Source organism: Amycolatopsis eburnea, assembly GCF_003937945.1.
Classification (GTDB): domain Bacteria; phylum Actinomycetota; class Actinomycetes; order Mycobacteriales; family Pseudonocardiaceae; genus Amycolatopsis; species Amycolatopsis eburnea.
In genome coordinates this window covers 98,158-116,342 of the sequence record NZ_RSEC01000062.1, presented here as the reverse complement: position 1 = coordinate 116,342, position 18,185 = coordinate 98,158, and the positions used below count along the sequence as shown (strand labels likewise).

The following is an 18,185-nucleotide window of genomic DNA, read 5'->3' as shown; positions in this document are numbered from 1 at the left end:
CGGGTCACCCGGCCAGGAGCCCGAGGCGGCGCACGGCGAGCTCGGCCAGCAGCGCGGCGCCGTCGCCGAGCACGCTGTCGTCGAAGCGGGCGCGCGGCGAATGGTTGTCCGGCGCGGTTTCCGGGTCCGTCGGGCAGGCGCCGAGGAAGAGGTACGCGCCGGGAACCCGTTCGAGCACGCGGGAGAAGTCCTCCGAACCGGTGATCGGATCGGCCATCTCGGTGAACCGTTCCGCGCCGAAGACGTCGCGGATCGTGTCGGCGACGAAGTCGTAGGCCGCGCTGTCGTTGACCGTCGCCGGGTACTCGGGTTCGTAGGTGACTTCGATGTCGAGGCCGTGCGCGGCGGCGATCCCCCGGCACACCCCGACCGCGCGCTCCCCCACCCGCGCCGCGACTTCCGGCGAGAACGAGCGCAGGGTGGCTTCGAACTTCGCGTCGTCCGGGATGATGTTGCGCCGGGTGCCGGCGTGGAACGTGCCGACCGTGACGACCACCGGGTCGAAGACGTCGAAGGCGCGCGTGACCATGGTCTGCAGCGCGGTCACCATCTCGCAGGCGGCCGGGATCGGGTCGCGGGCGTCGTGCGGGGACGAGCCGTGGCCGCCTTCGCCGAGCACGCGGACCGCGAGCGCGCCCGAGGCCGCCATCAGCGTGCCCGGCCGGGCGACGAAGTGGCCCTTCGCGTAGCTCGCGGCCGAGACGTGCAGGCCGTACGCGGCGTCGACGTGCTTGCCGGACGCGGTCAGCACGCCTTCCTCGATCATGTGGCCGGCGCCGTCCCAGCCTTCTTCGCCGGGCTGGAACATGAAGACGACGTCGCCGGGCAGGTCGTCCTTCCGGGCGGCGAGCAGCCGGGCCGCGCCGACCAGGCCGGCGGTGTGCAGGTCGTGGCCGCAGGCGTGCATCGCGCCGTCGACGGTCGAGCTGAACTCCTCGCCGCTGGCCTCGGTGACCGGCAGCGCGTCCATGTCGCCGCGCAGCAGCACGGTGCCGCCGGGCTTGCCGCCGCGGAGCACGGCGGTGATCGACGACAGGTTCTTGCCGAGGCTCACTTCCAGCGGCAGGCCGTCCAGCGCCGCGAGCACCCGGTCCTGGGTGCGGGGCAGGTGGAGGCCGATCTCGGGGATGCGGTGCAGGTCGCGGCGGAGGGCGACCAGATCGTCGAGCAGGGCGGCGGCGTCCGAGCGCAGGGTCATCCGCTGATCATGCAAGTGTCGAGCACAATGGCCGGGGAAAAACACCGGAACCACCGATGCGGGGCCCGATGAGCGAAGAATCCGCCATGTTGGCCGAGCAGGACCTCAAACTGGTCGACGCGCTCCAGGCCGCGCCGCGGGCGTCCTGGTCGACGCTCGGCCAGGCGCTCGGCGTGGGCGCGGTGACCGCCGCCCGCCGCTGGGACGCGCTGGTCGACCGCGGCGACGCGTGGCTCACCGCGTACGTCGGCGGCGAGCTGACCGCGCGGCTGTCGCTGGCGTTCGTCGAGATCGACTGCGAACCCGGCGCGGCGCTCCCGGTGGCGTCCGCGCTGGCCGCCGACCCGCGCGTGGCCACCGTCGAGTACCTGGCCGGGCCGTGCGACCTGCTCGCCCACGTCGTCACGCCGACGTTGCGCGAGCTGGCCGCGTACACGCCCGCGGTGCCCGGCGTGGTGCGGACGCGGACGGTGCTGTCCCCGCGCATGTTCACCGAAGGCAGCCGGTGGCGCGTCCGGGCGATCTCGCCGGGCCAGCGCGAGGCGCTTTCGGCGAAGCCCGCGAGGAACCGCGCGCCCCTGCGCTTCGACGACGCGGACCGGGCGCTGATCCTGGCCCTCGGCGCGGACGCCCGCGCGTCGGCGGCCTCACTGGCGGCTTCGCTGGGCGTCGGGGCGACGACGGTCCGGCGCCGGCTGGACACCCTCCTGGGCCGCGGCGCGATCCGCGTCCGGTGCGAGATCGCCCGCTCGGCCTCCCCGGCGCCGGTGACGGTGACGCTGTGGCTGCGCGTCCCGCCGGACAAGCTGGAGACGACGGCGCGGTCGCTGGCGATGCTGCCGGAGGTCCGCATGTGCGCGGCGCTGACCGGGGCGGCGAACCTGATGCTGGTGCTGTGGCTGCCTTCCCAGCACGACACGGTCGCGGTGGAGGCGCTGCTGGCGGCGAAGCTGCCGTGGCTGGAGATCACCGGGCGGGCGGTGACGCTGCGGAGCGTGAAGCTGATGGGCCGCCTGCTCGACGCGTCGGGTCGCGGAGCGGGACGGGTGCCGCTGGACTTCTGGGCCGCGGTCCCCGTGCCGGGGCACGGGGACCGCGACGGGGGCCGGTCCGGGGGATGAGGGGGGTGAGGTGGAGGGAAGCATCCACCGGACCGGGGCTTCGGGGACCGGGGGCCGGAGGGGCCATCGACCGGTGCTGGCGGACTTGCCTGCCGGGTGCTCGGCGGCCGGAGTTCGTTTGACGGGGAGGGGAATCCCGCTTGCCGCGGACCGGGGCGGAGGTGATTTCGCTTGCGGGGCGGGATCGCTTGGTGCTGGGGGGCGGATCTCGCTTGCCGGGTACCGATGCCGAGGTGAATTTCGCTTGCGGGGCGGGGATCGCTTGGCGCTGGGAGCGAATCTCGCTTGCCGGGTGCTCTCGCGTCCACTTTGGTCGGTCAAAACTCCTGGGAGGGATCGAGTTCCGGCGCCGGTGGACGCGGGGGTGAGGTGGAGGGAAGACGTCCACCGGGCCGGAACTCGCGGGGCGGGAGCGACTCCAGCCGGTTCCTCCTTCGCTGACCCGGGCTCGGCCGGGTCGGGGTGGTGATCCCGGTCCAGTGGACTGGGGGGTGAGGTGGAGGGAAAGCGTCCACCGGACCGGGGTTTCGGGGTGCGGGACCGACGGGTCCCGCGGTTTTCGAGGGTGGTGCTACCGGCCCGGCGGACCGAAGGGGGTGAGGTGGGGGGAAGGGTCCGCCGGGCCGGGGTCTATTCGGCGCAGGCCTTGCCGGAGTTGATGCAGTTGACCAGGCGGCCCATGATCTGCTTGCTCATCACGTTCGCGAAGTCGTCGTGGTCGGACCGCGGGTTGTGCTTCTCCTGGGCGAACGCGTCCACTTTGTACTGCCCGTTCTGCTGGACATCCTGCGGGACGTCGTACACCAGCGTCACCTGCAGCTGCGGCACGTTCTTGAAGCCCTTGGGGCACTTGCCCTGCTGGTCGGCGAACACGATGTGCGTGCGGTGGTTCGCGCTGTCGGTGTTCTTGCCGTCCCAGCAGTTCGGGAACGCGTGGATCCGCTCGACCTTGCTGCCCTGCGGGCAGATCGGGTAAAGGTCGGTCAGCCGGTCCTCGAAGCCGGTGCACGTCCAGCTGGGCCGGGCGTTCGCCGGGCCGTTGGTGCTCTGCTTGGCGTCGCCGTAGAGGACGCGCAGGCCGAGCGGCATCGCGGTGACCTGCTGGGCGCCGCCGCCGATGAACTTCAGGGTCGCCGACTCCGGCTCGATGATCTCGCCGTCGTTGTCGCCGACTTCTTCGTTCGCGCCTTGGGGACCGCCCAGCTCTTCCTGCTGCTGGCCCTGGTCCTGGTTCTGGCCGCCGTTCTGCTGGTCGCCGTTCTGCTGGTCGCCGTTCTGCTGCTGGTTGTTCTGGTCCTGGTTGTTCTGGTCCTGGTTCCGCTGACGGCGGTCCTGCTGCCCGTCGCGGTTCTGGTCCTGGCCGTCCTGCTGCTGGGCGTTCTGGTCGCCGGTGCGCCCGGCGCTCGTCCGGCCACCGCCGCGGCCGTCGCGCTGGCGCTGGTCCTGCTCCTGCGCGGCCTGGGCGTCCTGCCCGCTCTGGTCCTGCTGGACGTCGCCGGTCTTGCCCCGCTGCTTCTGCTGCGCCTGCTGGTTTTCGCTCTCGTTGGCCGCGTCGTCTTCGCGGTCGATGCGGATGACCGGCCAGAAGTAGGCGGACTGGTCACCGTTCTTGCAGGTGGTGTCGCCGGCGAGCAGGCTCTTGAGGTTCGAGTCCGCGTCGGTGGTCACGTTGCCGACGTAGTCGTGCAGGTGCTGGGCACCGTTCTTGATCCCGGGCTGGGCGATGAAGTTGTCCGGGTTGTGGTGCGCGCCGTCCGCGTTCGTTCCACAGTCGACGGTGAAGGAACCCTGCGCGCCCTTCTTCTTCAAGGCCGCGTTGACGTTGTTGCCGGCGGGAACCTTGGTGATGTCGATGAAGAACGACGGGTCCGCGGGGTCCGCGCTGGCCTCGCCCGTGCGGCCCGCGGTGACCGCGACGGCCAGCGCGCCGACGGCGATCGCCAGGCCGATCGCACCCATCGCGATCTTGGTTCGGCGGGCAACGCGGTGCTTGCCCGTCACGGGGGACCGAGAATTCCGGGCCATAGACTAGTTCACCTCGTTCGTTTTTCCGGGCGCGCGCTTCAGCAGCGCGGCAGCCCGGGCAAGAACTACCGTTGTTTTGACGTCGAGATTCGCGCGGAACCGGGGTTCGGGTCGGGTGGTTCCGCCGCGTCGGGACGCATCGGGGGATGCATTGGGGGATACGGACCCCAGCGCCTAGAGGTTCAAAAGCGACCGGTCCGTTATCTGTTCGTTATCAAGCGGAACGCAACCGGGCAGCATTCATCCAGGTCATCGCGTTATCGGGAAAAGAAAGAGTCAGCGCTGCACGGAAACGAGGACCGAACCGTCGTCACCCCGGACCTCGAAGCGCGAGATCTGGTCCATCGCCAGCGAGATGGTTCCCTGCAGCCGCAACGGTTCGGGCGAGCCCGGGATGCCGAACCCCTTGGGCGGCACCGCCCAGCTGGAGACGACGCGCTCGTCGCCGGCCGTGGAGATCGCGACCAGCTGGCACTTCACCGGCCCGACGATGCCGCGCAGCTCGAGCTCGACGCGGCTGCCCCACTCCACCGGCGAGACCGTCACGAGGGCGTTGACCGCGGACCCGCCGCTGCCGCGCCCGTAGGTCTGCCCGCCACCCGGCTGGGCCGGCGGCACGCTCGTCGCCAGGACGCCCGTCTCCGGCGGCGCCTGCTTGCTGCTCGGCGCGGCCAGCGACGCGGGCGGGACGGCGTCGGCGGGCCGGACCGCCAGCGTCACGAGCGGGCCGGCCACGACGAGGGCGGCGGCCGCGGCGCCGGCCAGCAGGCCGAGCCGCTTGCGCCGCCGTCGCTTCACCGTGGCCTCTTCCATCAGGCCGCGCAGCACGCGCGGCCCGGGCGCCAGGGTCCGCGGACCCGGCGCGGGCATCGGGGGTTCCGGCCAGCTGCGCTTGACCAGGTCGAGGACGTCCGGCAGCTGGTAGAGCTCGATCAGGTCGAGCTGGCAGTGCGGGCAGTTCATCAGGTGGGCTTCGAACTGGGTGTTCTCGGCCTCGCTGAGGACGCCGAGCACGTACGCGGCGACATCGGTGTGTGCGGACCCGGCCACCCTCACTTCACCCCCGCTCGCGCAGGGCCCGGCGCAGCGCGCGGACGGCGTGGTGGATGCGGGACTTGACGGTGCCCGGGGGTACGCCGAGGGTCGCCGCGACCTCGTTCACGGTCCGATCGCGCAGGTAGGTCTGCTGGATGGCCTCCCGCTGCTCGGGCGAAAGGCCCTGCAGCGCCTCGTAAACGATCATCGCGGCGAGCGTCCGGTCCGATTCGTCGGACACCGCGATCGCGTCGGATTCGATCTCCTCGAGCTCCTGGGGCCGGACACTGCGGCTGCGCCAGCCGTCGATGACGATCCGCCGGGCCACCGTGAACAACCAGGCACGCAGCATCTCCGGCCGGCGGTCGAGCTTGTCCGCGTTCCGCCACGCCTTGATCAGGGTCTCCTGCACGACGTCTTCGGCCCACTGCCGGTCGTGGCCGGTCAGCCGCAGCGCGAACGCCATGAGGGACCCGCCGAACTCCTGGTAGAGCGCCTTCGCCAAGTCGTCGGAGGCGTCGTTGAACTCGGCAACGACTTCCTGATCTTGAACGGGTCTCAGCGCTCGGGTGTGCCGTCCCACGCCGGACATCCTGGTGCTCCGAAGGGCCTACGTCCAGTACCAAACGGTCCCGAAACTTTTTTGAACCGTTTCCGGACCGTGTCCGTATCCCCTACCGAAGACCCCGACAAGGCGTTGTCCCCCGCAACGCTCCGCATCCACCCCGGACCAAATGTCCACTGTGGATCCTTCGCGCGCTTTTCCGTTGCACCTCACGGTACAGCGCGTAGTCATGCCCTCCGGAGGAGCAGTGATCCGCATTCCCCGAACGGCGGTCCCCGCCGCCGTGTGCCTCACCGCACTCGCCCTGCTCACCGCCTGTACCGCCGGCGCGGCCACCACCTCGGCCGGCGGGTACGCCGGCGGCGGCGCCGGGATGCAGATGCCCGGGATGCAGGCCCCGATGACCATCGCGATGCCGCAGCCCATCACCGCCACGCCGAACGACCCGGCGAAGAGCCAGCTCAGGGCCGCGAAGACGTTCGACCTCGGGCTCATGCTCGTCGACGGCACCGGTTTCACCATCTACCGCTACGACCGCGACACGACGAACCCCCCGCGGTCGAACTGCACCGGCGGGTGCGCGGCGAAGTGGATCCCGGTCAAGGCCGGCGGCACCCTCGCCCCCGTCGACGTCGACCAGTCCCTGATCGGCCAAATCACCCGGGACGACGGCACCCAGCAGCTCACCCTGGCCGGCTGGCCGCTGTACCACTTCGCCGGCGACAGCGAGCCCGCCGACACCTCCGGCCAGGGCGCGGACCAGGCCTGGTACCCGATCGCGCCGGACGGCACCAAGATCACGCTCACGCAGGACGAGTGGAGGCAGAATGCTTTCGGCGTCTGAGTTCGCCGGGCCGGACTTCGCGCTCCGGCCCGCCGCCGGCCGCTCCCGTCCCTTCGTCCGCGTCGTGTTCGTCCTGGTCGCGGTGCTGACGCTGCTCGCGTCGGTGGCCGTGACCTCCACCGCCCAGACCGCGGAGGTGTCCGAAACCGACGCGGTGCTGCTGACCAAGGTCCGCCAGGCCGGGCTCTGGGAAATGCCCTCGGGCATGATGGCGATGCAGAAGGGCAGCCCGATCGTCCAGGCCGTCGGCTTCGCGATCATGATGGACCACGGCCGCCTCGACGTCGCCACGCGCGCGCTGTCGCAGAAGCTGAACTCGCCGGTCCCCGACCAGCCCTCCGCCGAGCAGCTCGGCTGGCTCGCCGAGGAGATGAACGCCTCCCCCGGCCCGGAGTTCGACCGCATCTTCGCCAACCGGCTGCGCGCGGCGCACGGCCAGGTCTTCGCCGTCCTCGCGCAGCTGCGCGCCGGCACGCGCAACGACGACGTGCGCGCGTTCGCGACCGTCGGCAACCAGGCCGTCATGCGGCACATGACGATGCTCGAAAGCACCGGGATGGTCGACTACACGGCGCTGCCCACGCCGGCCGTCTCCACCACCGCGGCGCCCGTCGGGCAGCCGCTCGGCCTGGACACGTCGCAGATCGCCGTGGTGGGAGCGCTGTTCCTGCTGGTCGGCGGCGGCCTGTTCTACGTGCTGCGCCAGATCAAGGGCAACCGCGGCCGGGCCAGGGCGACGCGCCGGCCGGCCGCCGTGAGAACCGGGGGTAGCCATGGTTGAGACCTGGCACGAAGCGACGATCTTCCTCACGCAGCAGTTCCAGCCCAAGACGGACCCGGCGGCCCGCGGGCTCGCCGCCTTCGCGGCACGGGCGTCGTACGCGGCCATGATGCTGACGCTCACCTGGGGCGTGCTCACCGCCACCGGCTGGGTCCGCTCGGTCACCGGCCGCAAGGCGCTGCGCAGCTCGCACATGGTGCTGGCGACCGGGACGCTGATCTTCGGCGGCATCCACGCGCTGGGCTTCTTCTACCTGACGATCCAGCCGTACACCCTGCAGTACCTGTTCCTCCCGTTCCTCGCCGGCCAGGAAGGCAGGCACATCGCCGGCATCGTCGGCTTCGAGGTCATGCTCGCCATCGCGCTCACCGCGGGCCTGCAGCGGTTCACCTCCTACCGCCGCTGGCTGTGGCTGCACCGCTGCGCGTACCCGGCGGTGGCGCTGACCGCGCTGCACGCCTGGTTCGGCTCGATCGCCAACGGCCACCTCGCCGTCGTCTGGCTGGGCGGCATCACGCTGCTCATCCCGGCGGTCACGGTGTCGCTGCTGCGGTTCATGCCCGCGCGGACCCTCGAACGCATCGGCCTCGTGGAAGAGCAGGTGGCCTGACATGCCCTTCCGCCTACCCGGGAGCGGACCCCGGATCAGCGTCGACAACGACCGGTGCGAGCTCTACGGCATCTGTGCCATGGAGGCGCCGGACGTGTTCGACCTCGGCCAGGACGGCCGCCTGCGCTTCCACACGCGGCTGCTGGACGAAACCACCATGGAACAGGCGAAGATGGCCGCCCGCTGCTGCCCGATGCAGGCGGTCGTGATGAGAGGGGACCTCGATGGCTGACGGCGACCGGATCGTCATCGTCGGCGCGGGCGTCGCCGGGCTGCGTGCCGCGGAACGCCTGCGGGAACAGAACTTCGACGGCGAGATCGTCCTGATCGGCGACGAAGCGCGCCGGCCCTACCACCGGCCGATGGTCTCCAAGGCACTGGTGATGGGCACCGAACGGCCCAGCGACGTAGGCCTTTCGCACTACCTGCCCGACCTCGACGTGCACTGGCGGCTCGGCGCGCGGGTCACGCACCTGGACACCACCGAGCGGGTCGTGCACCTGCCCGGCGGCGAATCCCTCTGGTACGACGGCCTGATCGCCGCGACCGGCGTCTACCCGCGGCACCTGCCCGGCTCCCCGCGGCACGACCCGCGGGTGCGGATCCTGCGCACGGTCGAGGATTCGATGGCGGTGCGGCGCTGCCTGCACGCCAGCAAGAAGCCGGCCGTCGTGATCGGCGCCGGCCTGATCGGCAACGAGTTCGCGGCCAGCATGCGGCACATCGGCCGGGACGTCACCCTGGTCGGGCACGCGAAGGCGCCGCTGCACCGCTTCGGCGACCGCGTCTCCAGCGGCATCGTCGAGGCGCACCACGAGCACCGCGCGAAGCTCGCGATGAAGAGCGAAGTGCGGCACTGGATCAGCACGAAGGACACCGTCGGGCTGCACCTGACGAACAACCAGCTGCTGGTCGCCAGCGTCGTCGTGCTCGCCATCGGCAGCGTCCCGTCGGTCGACTGGATGCGCGGCTCCGGCCTCGACATCAGCGACGGCGTCCTGTGCGACGCGAAGCTGTTCGCCGAGGGCGCCTCCGACGTCGTCATCGCCGGCGACATCGCGCGCTGGCCGAACCTGCGCTTCGACGAGACCCCGCGGCGGGTCGAGCACTGGATCAACGCCGTCGAGTCGGCGCGGCACGCCGCGGACAACCTGCTGATGGGGCACTCGAGCGCGAAGCCGTTCACCCCGCTCCCCCGCGCCTGGTCGACGCTGTACGACACCCGGCTGCAGATGTGCGGGATGCCGTCGCTGGCCGAGGACACCGTGTCGCTGGCCGACGGCATCACCGGCTTCATCCGCGACGGCAGGCTCGTCGGCATCTCCGCGTGGGACAAGCCGCGGGCGATGCTCGACTGGATGGCCGAGCTCGACCGGCGGCTGCCCGCCCCCGACTACGTGCCCGAGCCGGAGCCCGCGCCCGAGGTCCCGGTGGCCGAGCCGTCGGTCGCCGCGCTGGCGGCCGACGTGCCCGCCGAGTTCGACAGCGGCTTCGACCACCAGGCCTTCGAGCGCGAGTTCGAAAGCGAGTTCGCCAACGACATCCCGACGACGGCGTTCCCCGCGCAGTCCCTGCCGGCCCCGCCGACCACGGCGTTCGCCGCGCAGCCCGGAGCGGCGCTGCCGACCATGGCCATCCCGATGGGGAGGTAGTGAAAGCCGGGGCGGGGCTGCGCGCGGCGGCCTGTCGTCCCCTTGCCGGTCACCACGCCCCCTCCGCGGCTGGGCGGTGTGGTGACCGGCCCCAGCGTCCCCCTGCCCGCCTCGCGGTTGCGGAACCGAGCGCCCGGCGGGCCAGGAGAGGGCCATCCCGAGGGAACCCGACGCCCCCGGGGTGGCCTTCTTCCGGCGCACCGGGCGGGGGCCCGGGGTCGACGCCGTGACGGGGTTCCCCGCCGCGGCGAACGGAACCGTGGGGGTCTTCGCGGTGGAAGGGTATGCCGCCGCGGAGGCCGTCACGGCTCCGGTCGGGGTTGCACCGGTGCACGGCCGTCCCGGGGGAACGGGAACTCCCGGGACGGTCGCCGCCGCCACGCTTCGCCGGCGACCAGCGCGCCGAGGACCAGCACGGCGATCCCGGCCACGCGCAGCCCCGCGTCCGTGCCTTCGACGAACGCCGTGACGACGTCCGCGGCGTGGGCGGTCCTGGCCAGCGCTTCCGCGACGGTCCGGGAACCGCGGGCGTCCGGCGGCAGCGCGGCCGTGAACTCCGCGGTCATGACCGTGCCGGCGACGGCGACGCCGAGCGCGCTGCCGAACTCGCGGGTGGTGGCCTGCAGCCCGGTGCCGACGCCGGCCTGCGCGGGCGGCAGCGACCCGGCGATCACGCCGGACAGCGTCGGCAGCGCCAGCGTCACGCCGATCCCGGTGACCACGAGCCAAGCCGCGTACTGCGCGTACGGCGTCTGAGCGTCGCTCGTGGACAGTCCGACCAGGCCGCCGCCGACGAACGCGAAGGCGAGCGCCACCGTCGCGTCGAGGCCGATGCGCCGGGTCAGGTGCCCCACGTGCCGTCCGCCGAGGACGATCGGGACGGTCAAGGGGACGATCCCCAGGCCGGTCCCCAGCACGCCGAACCCCTTGGCGTACTGCAGGAACGACGCGTTGACGTAGAACAGCGCGAACATGCCGAAGAAGACCGTGGTCATGCCGAGGCAGGCGCTGCGCAGGCCGGCGATCCGGAACAGCCGGGGGTCCAGGAGCGGGTGCGCGGCCTTCAGCTCCCGCAGCGTCCAGGCGGTGAACAACACCGCGGCGGCGGCGAACCCGGTCACGACGACCGCGCTCCCCCAGCCCGCCTCCGGGCCCTGGACGATCCCCACGAGCAGCGCGACCGACGCGGCGACCAGCAGCAACGCGGCCAGCGGGTCGAGCGGGCGGTCGTGGCGCGAGGAGACCGGCGCTGTCCGGGCCACCAGCGCGGCCGCGGCGAGAGCGGCCGGTACGGCGGCGGCGAACAGCCAGCGCCACGAGCCACCGGACAGCACCAGCCCGCCGCCGACGTTGCCCGCGACGCCGCCGATGCCGGTCATCGACGCCCAGGTCGCGATCGTGGCCGCCTTCCGGTCCGCGGGCGCGGCGTGCAGCAGGACGGCGAGCGAGTTGGGCAGCACGGCGGCCGCGCCGACGCCGGTGAGCGCCCGGCCGGCGAGCAGCACGGCGACGTCCGGGGCGAGCGCCGACAGCAGCGCGCCCGCCGCGAAGAGGCCGAGGCCCGCCAGCAGGACGCCCTTGCGGCCGAACCGGTCGCCCGCGGCGCCGCCGGGGATCACCAGGCAGGCGAACACGACGACGTAGGTGTCGACGATCCAGACCAGCGCGGACGCCGACGGGTGCAGCGCGCTCGCGGAGAGCATCGGGACGGCGAGGTTGACCGCCGCGACCATCCCGACGACGAGCACGACGCACGCGCACATCAGGGCGACCAGTTTCTTGAACTCCATGCGGCCGACGCTAAGGACGTCCCGGGGTGTCTTGCCACGCAACTTCGTCAAGGCAGGTTTGCGTACAGTGCAACCATGGACCTGAACCTCCTGCGCGTGTTCGACGCGCTGCTGCGGGAAGGGAGCGTCACGGCCGCGGCCGAGCGCCTGAACCTGTCCATCCCGGCAACCAGCCGCGCGCTGGGCCGCCTGCGGCGGGCGATGAACGACCCGATCCTGGTGCGCGCCGGCCGCGGCATGGCCCCGACGCCGTTCGCGCTGCGCACCGCCCCGCGCGTGCGGTCGCTGCTGGAGGAGGCGTCGGCGCTGATCAGCACCGAGGTGGCGATCGCCGATCTCGAGCGCACGTTCACGATCCGCATCAACGACGGCGTGGCGGCCACCCTGGCGACCGCGGCGGCCGAAGCGACGGCGGCGGCCGCGCCCGGCGTCACGCTGCGGTTCGTCGCGGAGGGCACGGAAAGCGCGGAGGCACTGCGCGACGGCTCGATCGACCTCGACATCGGCGTGGGCGAGCACGCGGCCCCGGACATCCACAGCGCGGTGCTGTACCGCGAACGCCTGGTCGCGGCGGTCCGCGCGGACAGCCCGCTGGGCAAGCACCGGCGTCCGACGCTGGCGCAGCTGTGCCGCTACCCGCACGTGTCGGCGTCCCGGCGCGGGCGAGCGCGCGGCCCGTTGGACGACGTCCTCGCGGCAGCGGGCTTGCAGCGCCGGGTGGCGGCGGTGGTGCCGACGTCCGCGGTGGCCGCGCTGGTGGTCTCGACCAGCGACTACGTGGGCCTGCTGCCCCAGCGCCTGGCCGAGCGGCACGGCCCGGCACTGGGCCTGCGGTGGTTCCCGGTCCCGGCGGAGCTGCCGGAGGTGGAGGTCCGGCTGTCGTGGCACGCGCGCCTGGACGCGGACCCGCCGCAACGCTGGCTGCGGGAGACGATCACGACCGCGCTCCGCTGACCCGAGCTTGCCGGCCCGGATGTCATGAAAGGGTCGTTCATGGCGCCAGACGACATGAAAGAGTCGTTCACGACATCCAGCGCCAGCCCGCGGAGAAGTCGGCGGACCGGCCGCCCCAGCCCGGGCCCCGGCGCCGACCGCCGCGAGCGGCTCCAGGCCGACCGGGCGTCTCGCCGTGCTCCCGGGCCCGGATGTCATGAAAGAGTCGTTCATGACATCCGGCGTCCCGCTGACCCGAGCCGGTCCGGTTCACTCCGCCGAGCGCTCCCCGTGTGGCACGATTCCCTCGTGACCAGCACCGCCGCCTCGGCGCAGTACCTGCGCGACCTCGCGCTGCTTCGCCGTGTCCGGGACCGGATCGACCGCGAATACGCCCAGCCGCTCGATGTCGACGCGCTCGCCAAAGGCGTGAACATGTCGGCCGGGCACCTCAGCCGGCAGTTCCGGAAGGCCTACGGAGAGTCACCGTATTCGTACCTCATGACGCGGCGGATCGAACGGGCGATGGCGCTGCTGCGCAAAGGCGAGCTGAGCGTCACCGAGGTCTGCTTCACCGTCGGGTTCTCGTCGCTCGGCACCTTCAGCACCCGGTTCGCCGAGCTGGTGGGCATGCCCCCGAGCGTCTACCGGGAGCAGCAGGCCGAGGCGACCGTCGGGATGCCACCGTGCGTCGCGAAGCAGGTCACCAGACCGATCAGGAATCGAGAAGCGCGACCGCAGGCGCACACATAGTGTGACGACCATGGACGTCACCATTCACTCGAGCTTCCTGCCCCACACCGACCCGGAAGCCTCGCTCGCCTTCTACCGCGACCTGCTGGGCTTCGAGGTCCGCCAGAACGTCAAGTACGGCGGCCTGCAGTGGATCACCGTCGGCCCGCCGAACCAGCCCGACACCGCGATCGTGCTGACGCCGCCGACCGCGACGCCGGGGCTGACCGACGACGAGCGCCGGATGATCGCCGAGATGATGGCGAAGGGCACCTACGCCGGGGCCAACCTCGCCACCAAGGACCTCGACGCCCTGTTCGCGAAGCTCCAGGAGGGTGGCGCCGAAGTCGTCCAGGAGCCGATCGAGCAGCCCTACGGCGTCCGCGACTGCTCCTTCCGCGACCCGGCGGGCAACCTGCTGCGCATCCAGGAACTGCGCTGACCACGACCGCGGCCCCGCACGGCTACCGCGAGGTGCTGCGCGACCGGCGGATCGCCGGGCTGCTCCTGGGGGATCTCCTGGCCGGCGTCGGCACCGGCATGCTGCTGGTCGCCATGCCGGTGCAGACGCTGTCCCTGCCCGGCGGCGTGCCGAAGGCGATCGCCGTCGGGCTCGTCGAGGCGGCGCCGTTCGTGCTGTCCACCGCGCTGGCGCTGGCCATCGGGCTGGGCCGGGTGCGCGTGCCGCCGCGGACGCTCCTGGTCGCCGACTGCGTGCTGCGGTCGCTGACGTTCACCGCGCTCGGGGTGCTGGCCGCCACCGGCTCGCTGACCCTGCCGGTGCTGCTCGCCGGGCTCTTCTTCGGCGCGACGTTCCGGCTGGCCGGGGCGAGCAGCCGCCGGGTGCTGGCGACGGCCGCCGCGGGCGAGGCCGGCCGGTTCTCGGTCAACGGCCTGCTCGGGCTGAACACGACGTTCGCGCTCTACATCGCCGGGCCGGTGCTCGGCGGGATCGTCGTGGCCACCGCGGGCGCGAGCCTCGCGCTGTTCCTGGACGCGTGCGGCGCGCTGGTCCTGCTGGCGGCCACCCTCGCGTGCGTCCCCCAGCCCGCCGAAGCGCCGGCCCGGCCGGAAAGCTCGGGCTGGCGGATCCTGCGCCGCCGTCCAGTGGCCGCGCGGCTGCTCGTGGTCGAGTTCTTCTTCAACTTCCTCTACATGCCCGTCGAAGTGGCCCTCCCGCTCTACGTGAGCGGGACGCTGCACGCGGGCGCGACCGGCCTGGGCTGGCTGTGGGGCGCGCTCGGCGCCGGCGCGTTCGTCGGGGCCGCGCTCGTCGGACGGCTGCGGAACCTGCCGCAGCGGCCGCTGCTGGTCGCGATCATCGGGCTGTGGGCGCTGTGCCCGATCGGCCTCGCGCTGACCGGCGACCTGACCGTGGCGCTGGTCGTCTTCGGCCTGGGCGGGCTGGTGTACGCGCCGTTCACCCCGGTCGCCTACAGCTTCCTCCAAGCCGGGCTGGCCCCGGCCGAACAGCAGCCGGTCGTCACGCTCTGGACGACCGGCGCGACCGTCGCCGCCCCGCTGGGCCTGGCGCTGGGCGGGCCGCTGATCGAGCTGGCCGGCAGTTCCGGCGGGCTGGTCCTGTCCGGCGTGCTGACCCTCCTGCTGCTCCCGATCGCGGCCCGGGCGGTGCTCGGCCGCACCCCGGAAAGGGAACCGACATGTGCCTGAGCCTCGCCGCCGCCGCGCGGAAGCACCTGGCCGAATTGGCGCTGCTGCGCCGCGTCCGCGATCGCCTCGACCGCGAATCGCCGCTCGACGTCGAAACGCTGGCGCGCGAGGTGGATCTGCCCGTCGCGCTCTTCGTCCGCCGGTTCCAGGACGCTTACGGCCTTTCCCCGCACGAATACCGGCGGGCCGCCGAAGCGATCAGGAATCGAGAAGCCCGCCCCGCGCCGGCGAAAGTAGCGTGATTCCCATGAACCTCACCATTCACCAGACGTTCCTCCCCCACCACGACCACGAAGCGTCGCTCGCTTTCTACCGCGACACGCTCGGTTTCGAAGTGCGCAACGACGTCGACTACGGCGGCCAGCACTGGCTGACGATCGGCCTCCCGGGCCAGCCCGACACCGCGCTCGTCCTGCAGCCGACCGGCGCCGCGTACGCGGGCCTGTCCGACGAAGAACGCCGTACCATCACGGAAATGATGGCCAAGGGCACCTTCGCGGCGGTCAACCTGGCCACCGACGACCTCGACGGCACCTTCGAGCGGGTGCAGGCCGGCTCCGCCGAAGTCGTCCAGGAGCCGACCGACCAGCCGTGGGGCATCCGCGACTGCTCCTTCCGCGACCCCGCGGGCAACCTCGTCCGCATCCAAGAAGTGCGCTGAACCCACCGAAAGCTGGAGAACCCCGATGAGCAAGCCCACCGCCGACAGCCACGACCTGATCCGCGTGCACGGCGCCCGCGTGAACAACCTCAAGGACGTCAGCGTCGAACTGCCGAAGCGGCGGCTGACGGTGTTCACCGGGGTCTCCGGCTCCGGCAAGAGCTCCCTGGTGTTCAGCACGATCGCGGCCGAGTCGCAGCGGCTGATCAACGAGACCTACAGCACCTTCGTGCAGGGGTTCATGCCGACGCTGGCCCGGCCCGACGTCGACGTGCTCGACGGGATCACCACCGCGATCATCGTCGACCAGGAGCGGATGGGCGCGAACCCGCACTCCACCGTCGGCACCGCGACCGACGCGAACGCGATGCTGCGCATCCTGTTCAGCAGGCTCGGCACGCCGCACATCGGTTCGCCGCAGGCGTTTTCCTTCAACGTCGCCTCGATCAGCGGCGCGGGCGCGGTGACCATCGAAAAGGGCGGGCGCCGGATCAAGGAGCGCCGCAGCTTCAGCATCACCGGCGGCATGTGCCCGCGCTGCGAGGGCCGCGGCAAGGTCAACGACATCGACCTCACCGCGCTGTTCGACGAGAACAAGTCGCTCAACGAAGGCGCGATCACCATCCCGGGCTACAGCATGGAAGGCTGGTACGGCCGCATCTTCCGCGGCTCCGGCTTCTTCGACCCGGACAAGCCGATCAAGAAGTACACCAAGAAGCAGTTCGCCGACCTGGTGTACAAGGAGCCGACCAAGATCAAGGTCGACGGCATCAACCTCACCTACACCGGGCTGGTGCCGGCGATCCAGAAGTCCATGCTGTCCAAGGACGTCGACTCGATGCAGCCGCACATCCGCGCGTTCGTCGAGCGGGCGGTGACGTTCCAGACCTGCCCGGACTGCGGCGGGACAAGGCTTTCGGAAGAGGCGCGGTCGTCGAAGATCGACGGGCTCAGCATCGCCGACGCGTGCGAGATGCAGATCAGCGACCTCGCCGCGTGGGTCGGGAAGCTCTCGGAGCCGTCGGTCGCGCCGCTGCTGGACGCGCTGAAGCACACACTCGACTCGTTCGTCGAGATCGGCCTCGGCTACCTCTCGCTCGACCGTCCATCCGGGACGCTGTCGGGCGGGGAAGCCCAGCGCACCAAGATGATCCGCCACCTCGGGTCGTCGCTGACCGACGTCACCTACGTCTTCGACGAGCCGACGATCGGGCTGCACCCGCACGACATCGCGCGGATGAACGAGCTGCTGCTGCAGCTGCGGGACAAGGGCAACACGGTGCTGGTCGTCGAGCACAAGCCGGAGGCGATCGCGATCGCCGACCACGTCGTCGACCTCGGGCCGGGGGCCGGCTCCGCGGGCGGCGAGGTGGTCTTCGAGGGCACTGTGGACGGTCTGCGCAAGAGCGGGACGCTGACCGGGCGCCACCTCGACGACCGCGCGTCGCTGAAGTCGTCGGTGCGCTCGCCGTCGGGCGTGCTGGAGGTGCGCGGGGCTTCGACGCACAACCTCCAGGACGTCGACGTCGACATCCCGCTCGGCGTGCTGGTCGTCGTGACCGGCGTGGCGGGCTCGGGCAAGAGCTCCCTGATCCACGGGTCGGTGTCCGGCGGTGAGGGCGTGGTGACGGTGGACCAGACCGGCATCCGCGGTTCGCGCCGCAGCAACCCGGCCACCTACACCGGGCTGCTGGAGCCGATCCGCAAGGCCTTCGCCAAGGCCAACGGCGTCAAGCCGGCGTTGTTCAGCGCCAACTCCGAGGGCGCCTGCCCGAACTGCAACGGCGCCGGAGTCGTCTACACCGACCTCGGCATCATGGCCGGCACCTCGACCCCGTGCGAAGTCTGCGACGGCAAGCGGTTCTCGGCCGAGGTGCTGGAGTACACGTTCGGCGGCCGCGACATCAGCGAGGTCCTCGGGATGTCGGTCGCGGAGGCGCTGGAGTTCTTCGCCGACGGCGACGCGAAAACCCCGGCGGCGCACAAGATCCTGACCCACCTCTCCGACGTCGGCCTCGGCTACCTGACGCTCGGCCAGCCCCTGACGACGCTCTCGGGCGGCGAGCGGCAGCGCATCAAGCTGGCGACGCACATGGCGGAACAGGGCGGGATCTACGTCCTCGACGAGCCGACGGCGGGCCTGCACCTGGCCGACGTCGAGCAGCTGCTCGGCCTGCTGGACCGGCTGGTGGAGTCGGGCAAGTCGGTGATCGTGATCGAGCACCACCAGGCGGTGATGGCCCACGCGGACTGGATCATCGACCTCGGCCCGGGCGCGGGACACGACGGCGGGAAGATCGTGTTCGAGGGCACGCCGGCGCAGCTGGTGAAGGCCCGGAAGAAAACCCTGACGGGCCGGCACCTGGCGGAGTACATCGCCTGACCGAAGCGCCCCAATGTGGCGTTCGGTGCGTTGGACGCACCGAACGCCACATTGGGTGCGCTGGACGCAACCAACGCCACATTGGGGCGCTCGTATACCAGCGCGGCCGGTAGGGCTGGCCCCCCGAAAGTGCCGGAGGCGCACCGGATTCCGCCGCGGGCCCGCGGCGCGAAGACTCGGCCGG

18 protein-coding genes are annotated in these 18,185 nt (G+C 71.8%); 13 read left to right on the top strand and 5 right to left on the bottom strand.

The window, feature by feature from the left end:
- Positions 1–4 precede the first annotated feature (4 nt).
- Positions 5–1,198, bottom strand: coding sequence for a M20 metallopeptidase family protein (locus EIY87_RS42725; RefSeq protein WP_125315703.1), 1,194 nt, complete (start codon positions 1,196–1,198; stop codon positions 5–7).
- Positions 1,199–1,266: 68 nt separating this feature from the next.
- Here EIY87_RS42725 and EIY87_RS42720 point away from each other — a divergent pair, with 68 nt between their 5' ends.
- Positions 1,267–2,319 carry an Lrp/AsnC family transcriptional regulator gene (locus tag EIY87_RS42720; protein WP_225440392.1) on the top strand — a complete coding sequence of 351 codons (1,053 nt, stop codon included), beginning with the start codon at positions 1,267–1,269 and terminating at the stop codon, positions 2,317–2,319.
- A 630-nt stretch (positions 2,320–2,949) separates the two neighbouring features.
- Here EIY87_RS42720 and EIY87_RS42715 read toward each other — a convergent pair.
- The 3 genes from EIY87_RS42715 to EIY87_RS42705 all read right to left on the bottom strand — a co-directional run bounded on the left by EIY87_RS42715 (position 2,950) and on the right by EIY87_RS42705 (position 5,962).
- The gene (locus tag EIY87_RS42715; protein WP_125315702.1) at positions 2,950–4,344 is read right to left on the bottom strand and encodes a DUF1996 domain-containing protein; all 1,395 of its coding nucleotides are present in this window, start codon (positions 4,342–4,344) and stop codon (positions 2,950–2,952) included.
- A 276-nt stretch (positions 4,345–4,620) separates the two neighbouring features.
- Positions 4,621–5,394 carry a zf-HC2 domain-containing protein gene (locus EIY87_RS42710; RefSeq protein WP_125315701.1) on the bottom strand — a complete coding sequence of 258 codons (774 nt, stop codon included), beginning with the start codon at positions 5,392–5,394 and terminating at the stop codon, positions 4,621–4,623.
- Positions 5,395–5,401: 7 nt separating this feature from the next.
- The gene (locus tag EIY87_RS42705; RefSeq protein WP_125315700.1) at positions 5,402–5,962 is read right to left on the bottom strand and encodes a sigma-70 family RNA polymerase sigma factor; all 561 of its coding nucleotides are present in this window, start codon (positions 5,960–5,962) and stop codon (positions 5,402–5,404) included.
- A 229-nt stretch (positions 5,963–6,191) separates the two neighbouring features.
- On the opposite strand from EIY87_RS42705, the gene EIY87_RS42700 reads away from it, so the two are divergent.
- Genes EIY87_RS42700 through EIY87_RS42680 form a run of 5 tightly spaced genes read left to right on the top strand, consistent with a single transcriptional unit; the run spans position 6,192 to position 9,831 of the window.
- Positions 6,192–6,788 carry a hypothetical protein gene (locus EIY87_RS42700; protein WP_125315699.1) on the top strand — a complete coding sequence of 199 codons (597 nt, stop codon included), beginning with the start codon at positions 6,192–6,194 and terminating at the stop codon, positions 6,786–6,788.
- Entirely contained in the window at positions 6,772–7,569 is a 798-nt protein-coding gene (locus tag EIY87_RS42695; protein WP_125315698.1) for a DUF4142 domain-containing protein, read from the top strand. The genes EIY87_RS42700 and EIY87_RS42695 overlap by 17 nt, the downstream gene beginning before the upstream one ends.
- Complete coding sequence (locus tag EIY87_RS42690) at positions 7,562–8,179, top strand: ferric reductase-like transmembrane domain-containing protein (RefSeq protein ID WP_125315697.1); 618 nt, start codon at positions 7,562–7,564, stop codon at positions 8,177–8,179. Before EIY87_RS42695 ends, EIY87_RS42690 begins: the two co-directional genes overlap by 8 nt.
- A 1-nt stretch (position 8,180) precedes the next feature.
- On the top strand, positions 8,181–8,411 hold the full coding sequence (locus tag EIY87_RS42685; protein WP_086865695.1) for a ferredoxin: 231 nt from the start codon (positions 8,181–8,183) through the stop codon (positions 8,409–8,411).
- On the top strand, positions 8,404–9,831 hold the full coding sequence (locus tag EIY87_RS42680) for an NAD(P)/FAD-dependent oxidoreductase (RefSeq protein ID WP_125315696.1): 1,428 nt from the start codon (positions 8,404–8,406) through the stop codon (positions 9,829–9,831). The genes EIY87_RS42685 and EIY87_RS42680 overlap by 8 nt, the downstream gene beginning before the upstream one ends.
- Positions 9,832–10,133: 302 nt before the next feature.
- On the opposite strand, the gene EIY87_RS42675 is transcribed toward EIY87_RS42680, so the two are convergent.
- Positions 10,134–11,621, bottom strand: a complete 1,488-nt coding sequence (locus tag EIY87_RS42675; protein WP_225440391.1) for an MFS transporter — start codon at positions 11,619–11,621, stop codon at positions 10,134–10,136.
- A 75-nt stretch (positions 11,622–11,696) separates the two neighbouring features.
- On the opposite strand from EIY87_RS42675, the gene EIY87_RS42670 reads away from it, so the two are divergent.
- The 7 genes from EIY87_RS42670 (at position 11,697) to EIY87_RS42640 (ending at position 18,001) form a co-directional block, all read left to right on the top strand.
- The gene (locus EIY87_RS42670; protein ID WP_125315695.1) at positions 11,697–12,575 is read left to right on the top strand and encodes a LysR family transcriptional regulator; all 879 of its coding nucleotides are present in this window, start codon (positions 11,697–11,699) and stop codon (positions 12,573–12,575) included.
- Positions 12,576–12,863: 288 nt separating this feature from the next.
- Positions 12,864–13,307 carry a helix-turn-helix transcriptional regulator gene (locus EIY87_RS42665; RefSeq protein ID WP_125315694.1) on the top strand — a complete coding sequence of 148 codons (444 nt, stop codon included), beginning with the start codon at positions 12,864–12,866 and terminating at the stop codon, positions 13,305–13,307.
- A 10-nt stretch (positions 13,308–13,317) separates the two neighbouring features.
- Entirely contained in the window at positions 13,318–13,728 is a 411-nt protein-coding gene (locus EIY87_RS42660) for a VOC family protein (RefSeq protein ID WP_125315693.1), read from the top strand.
- A 32-nt stretch (positions 13,729–13,760) separates the two neighbouring features.
- The gene (locus tag EIY87_RS42655) at positions 13,761–14,957 is read left to right on the top strand and encodes an MFS transporter (RefSeq protein WP_125315692.1); all 1,197 of its coding nucleotides are present in this window, start codon (positions 13,761–13,763) and stop codon (positions 14,955–14,957) included.
- A complete protein-coding gene (locus EIY87_RS42650) occupies positions 14,948–15,199 on the top strand; it encodes a helix-turn-helix transcriptional regulator (RefSeq protein WP_125315691.1) in 252 nt (83 codons plus the stop codon). Before EIY87_RS42655 ends, EIY87_RS42650 begins: the two co-directional genes overlap by 10 nt.
- Positions 15,200–15,204: 5 nt before the next feature.
- Positions 15,205–15,618 (top strand): VOC family protein, encoded by a 414-nt coding sequence (locus EIY87_RS42645; protein WP_125315690.1) that lies wholly within the window; start codon positions 15,205–15,207, stop codon positions 15,616–15,618.
- Positions 15,619–15,643: 25 nt separating this feature from the next.
- A complete protein-coding gene (locus EIY87_RS42640; RefSeq protein ID WP_125315689.1) occupies positions 15,644–18,001 on the top strand; it encodes an ATP-binding cassette domain-containing protein in 2,358 nt (785 codons plus the stop codon).
- Positions 18,002–18,185 lie beyond the last annotated feature (184 nt).

What these genes read in the sequence shown, in the direction of transcription:
- EIY87_RS42725 (WP_125315703.1), bottom strand. Translation starts at nt 1,198, where the DNA reads ATGACCCTGCGCTCGGACGCCGCCGCCCTGCTCGACGATCTGGTCGCC.
- EIY87_RS42720 (WP_225440392.1), top strand. Translation starts at nt 1,267, where the DNA reads ATGAGCGAAGAATCCGCCATGTTGGCCGAGCAGGACCTCAAACTGGTC.
- EIY87_RS42715 (WP_125315702.1), bottom strand. Translation starts at nt 4,344, where the DNA reads ATGGCCCGGAATTCTCGGTCCCCCGTGACGGGCAAGCACCGCGTTGCC.
- EIY87_RS42695 (WP_125315698.1), top strand. Translation starts at nt 6,772, where the DNA reads ATGCTTTCGGCGTCTGAGTTCGCCGGGCCGGACTTCGCGCTCCGGCCC.
- EIY87_RS42690 (WP_125315697.1), top strand. Translation starts at nt 7,562, where the DNA reads ATGGTTGAGACCTGGCACGAAGCGACGATCTTCCTCACGCAGCAGTTC.
- EIY87_RS42685 (WP_086865695.1), top strand. Translation starts at nt 8,181, where the DNA reads ATGCCCTTCCGCCTACCCGGGAGCGGACCCCGGATCAGCGTCGACAAC.
- EIY87_RS42680 (WP_125315696.1), top strand. Translation starts at nt 8,404, where the DNA reads ATGGCTGACGGCGACCGGATCGTCATCGTCGGCGCGGGCGTCGCCGGG.
- EIY87_RS42675 (WP_225440391.1), bottom strand. Translation starts at nt 11,621, where the DNA reads ATGGAGTTCAAGAAACTGGTCGCCCTGATGTGCGCGTGCGTCGTGCTC.
- EIY87_RS42670 (WP_125315695.1), top strand. Translation starts at nt 11,697, where the DNA reads ATGGACCTGAACCTCCTGCGCGTGTTCGACGCGCTGCTGCGGGAAGGG.
- EIY87_RS42660 (WP_125315693.1), top strand. Translation starts at nt 13,318, where the DNA reads ATGGACGTCACCATTCACTCGAGCTTCCTGCCCCACACCGACCCGGAA.
- EIY87_RS42650 (WP_125315691.1), top strand. Translation starts at nt 14,948, where the DNA reads ATGTGCCTGAGCCTCGCCGCCGCCGCGCGGAAGCACCTGGCCGAATTG.
- EIY87_RS42645 (WP_125315690.1), top strand. Translation starts at nt 15,205, where the DNA reads ATGAACCTCACCATTCACCAGACGTTCCTCCCCCACCACGACCACGAA.
- EIY87_RS42640 (WP_125315689.1), top strand. Translation starts at nt 15,644, where the DNA reads ATGAGCAAGCCCACCGCCGACAGCCACGACCTGATCCGCGTGCACGGC.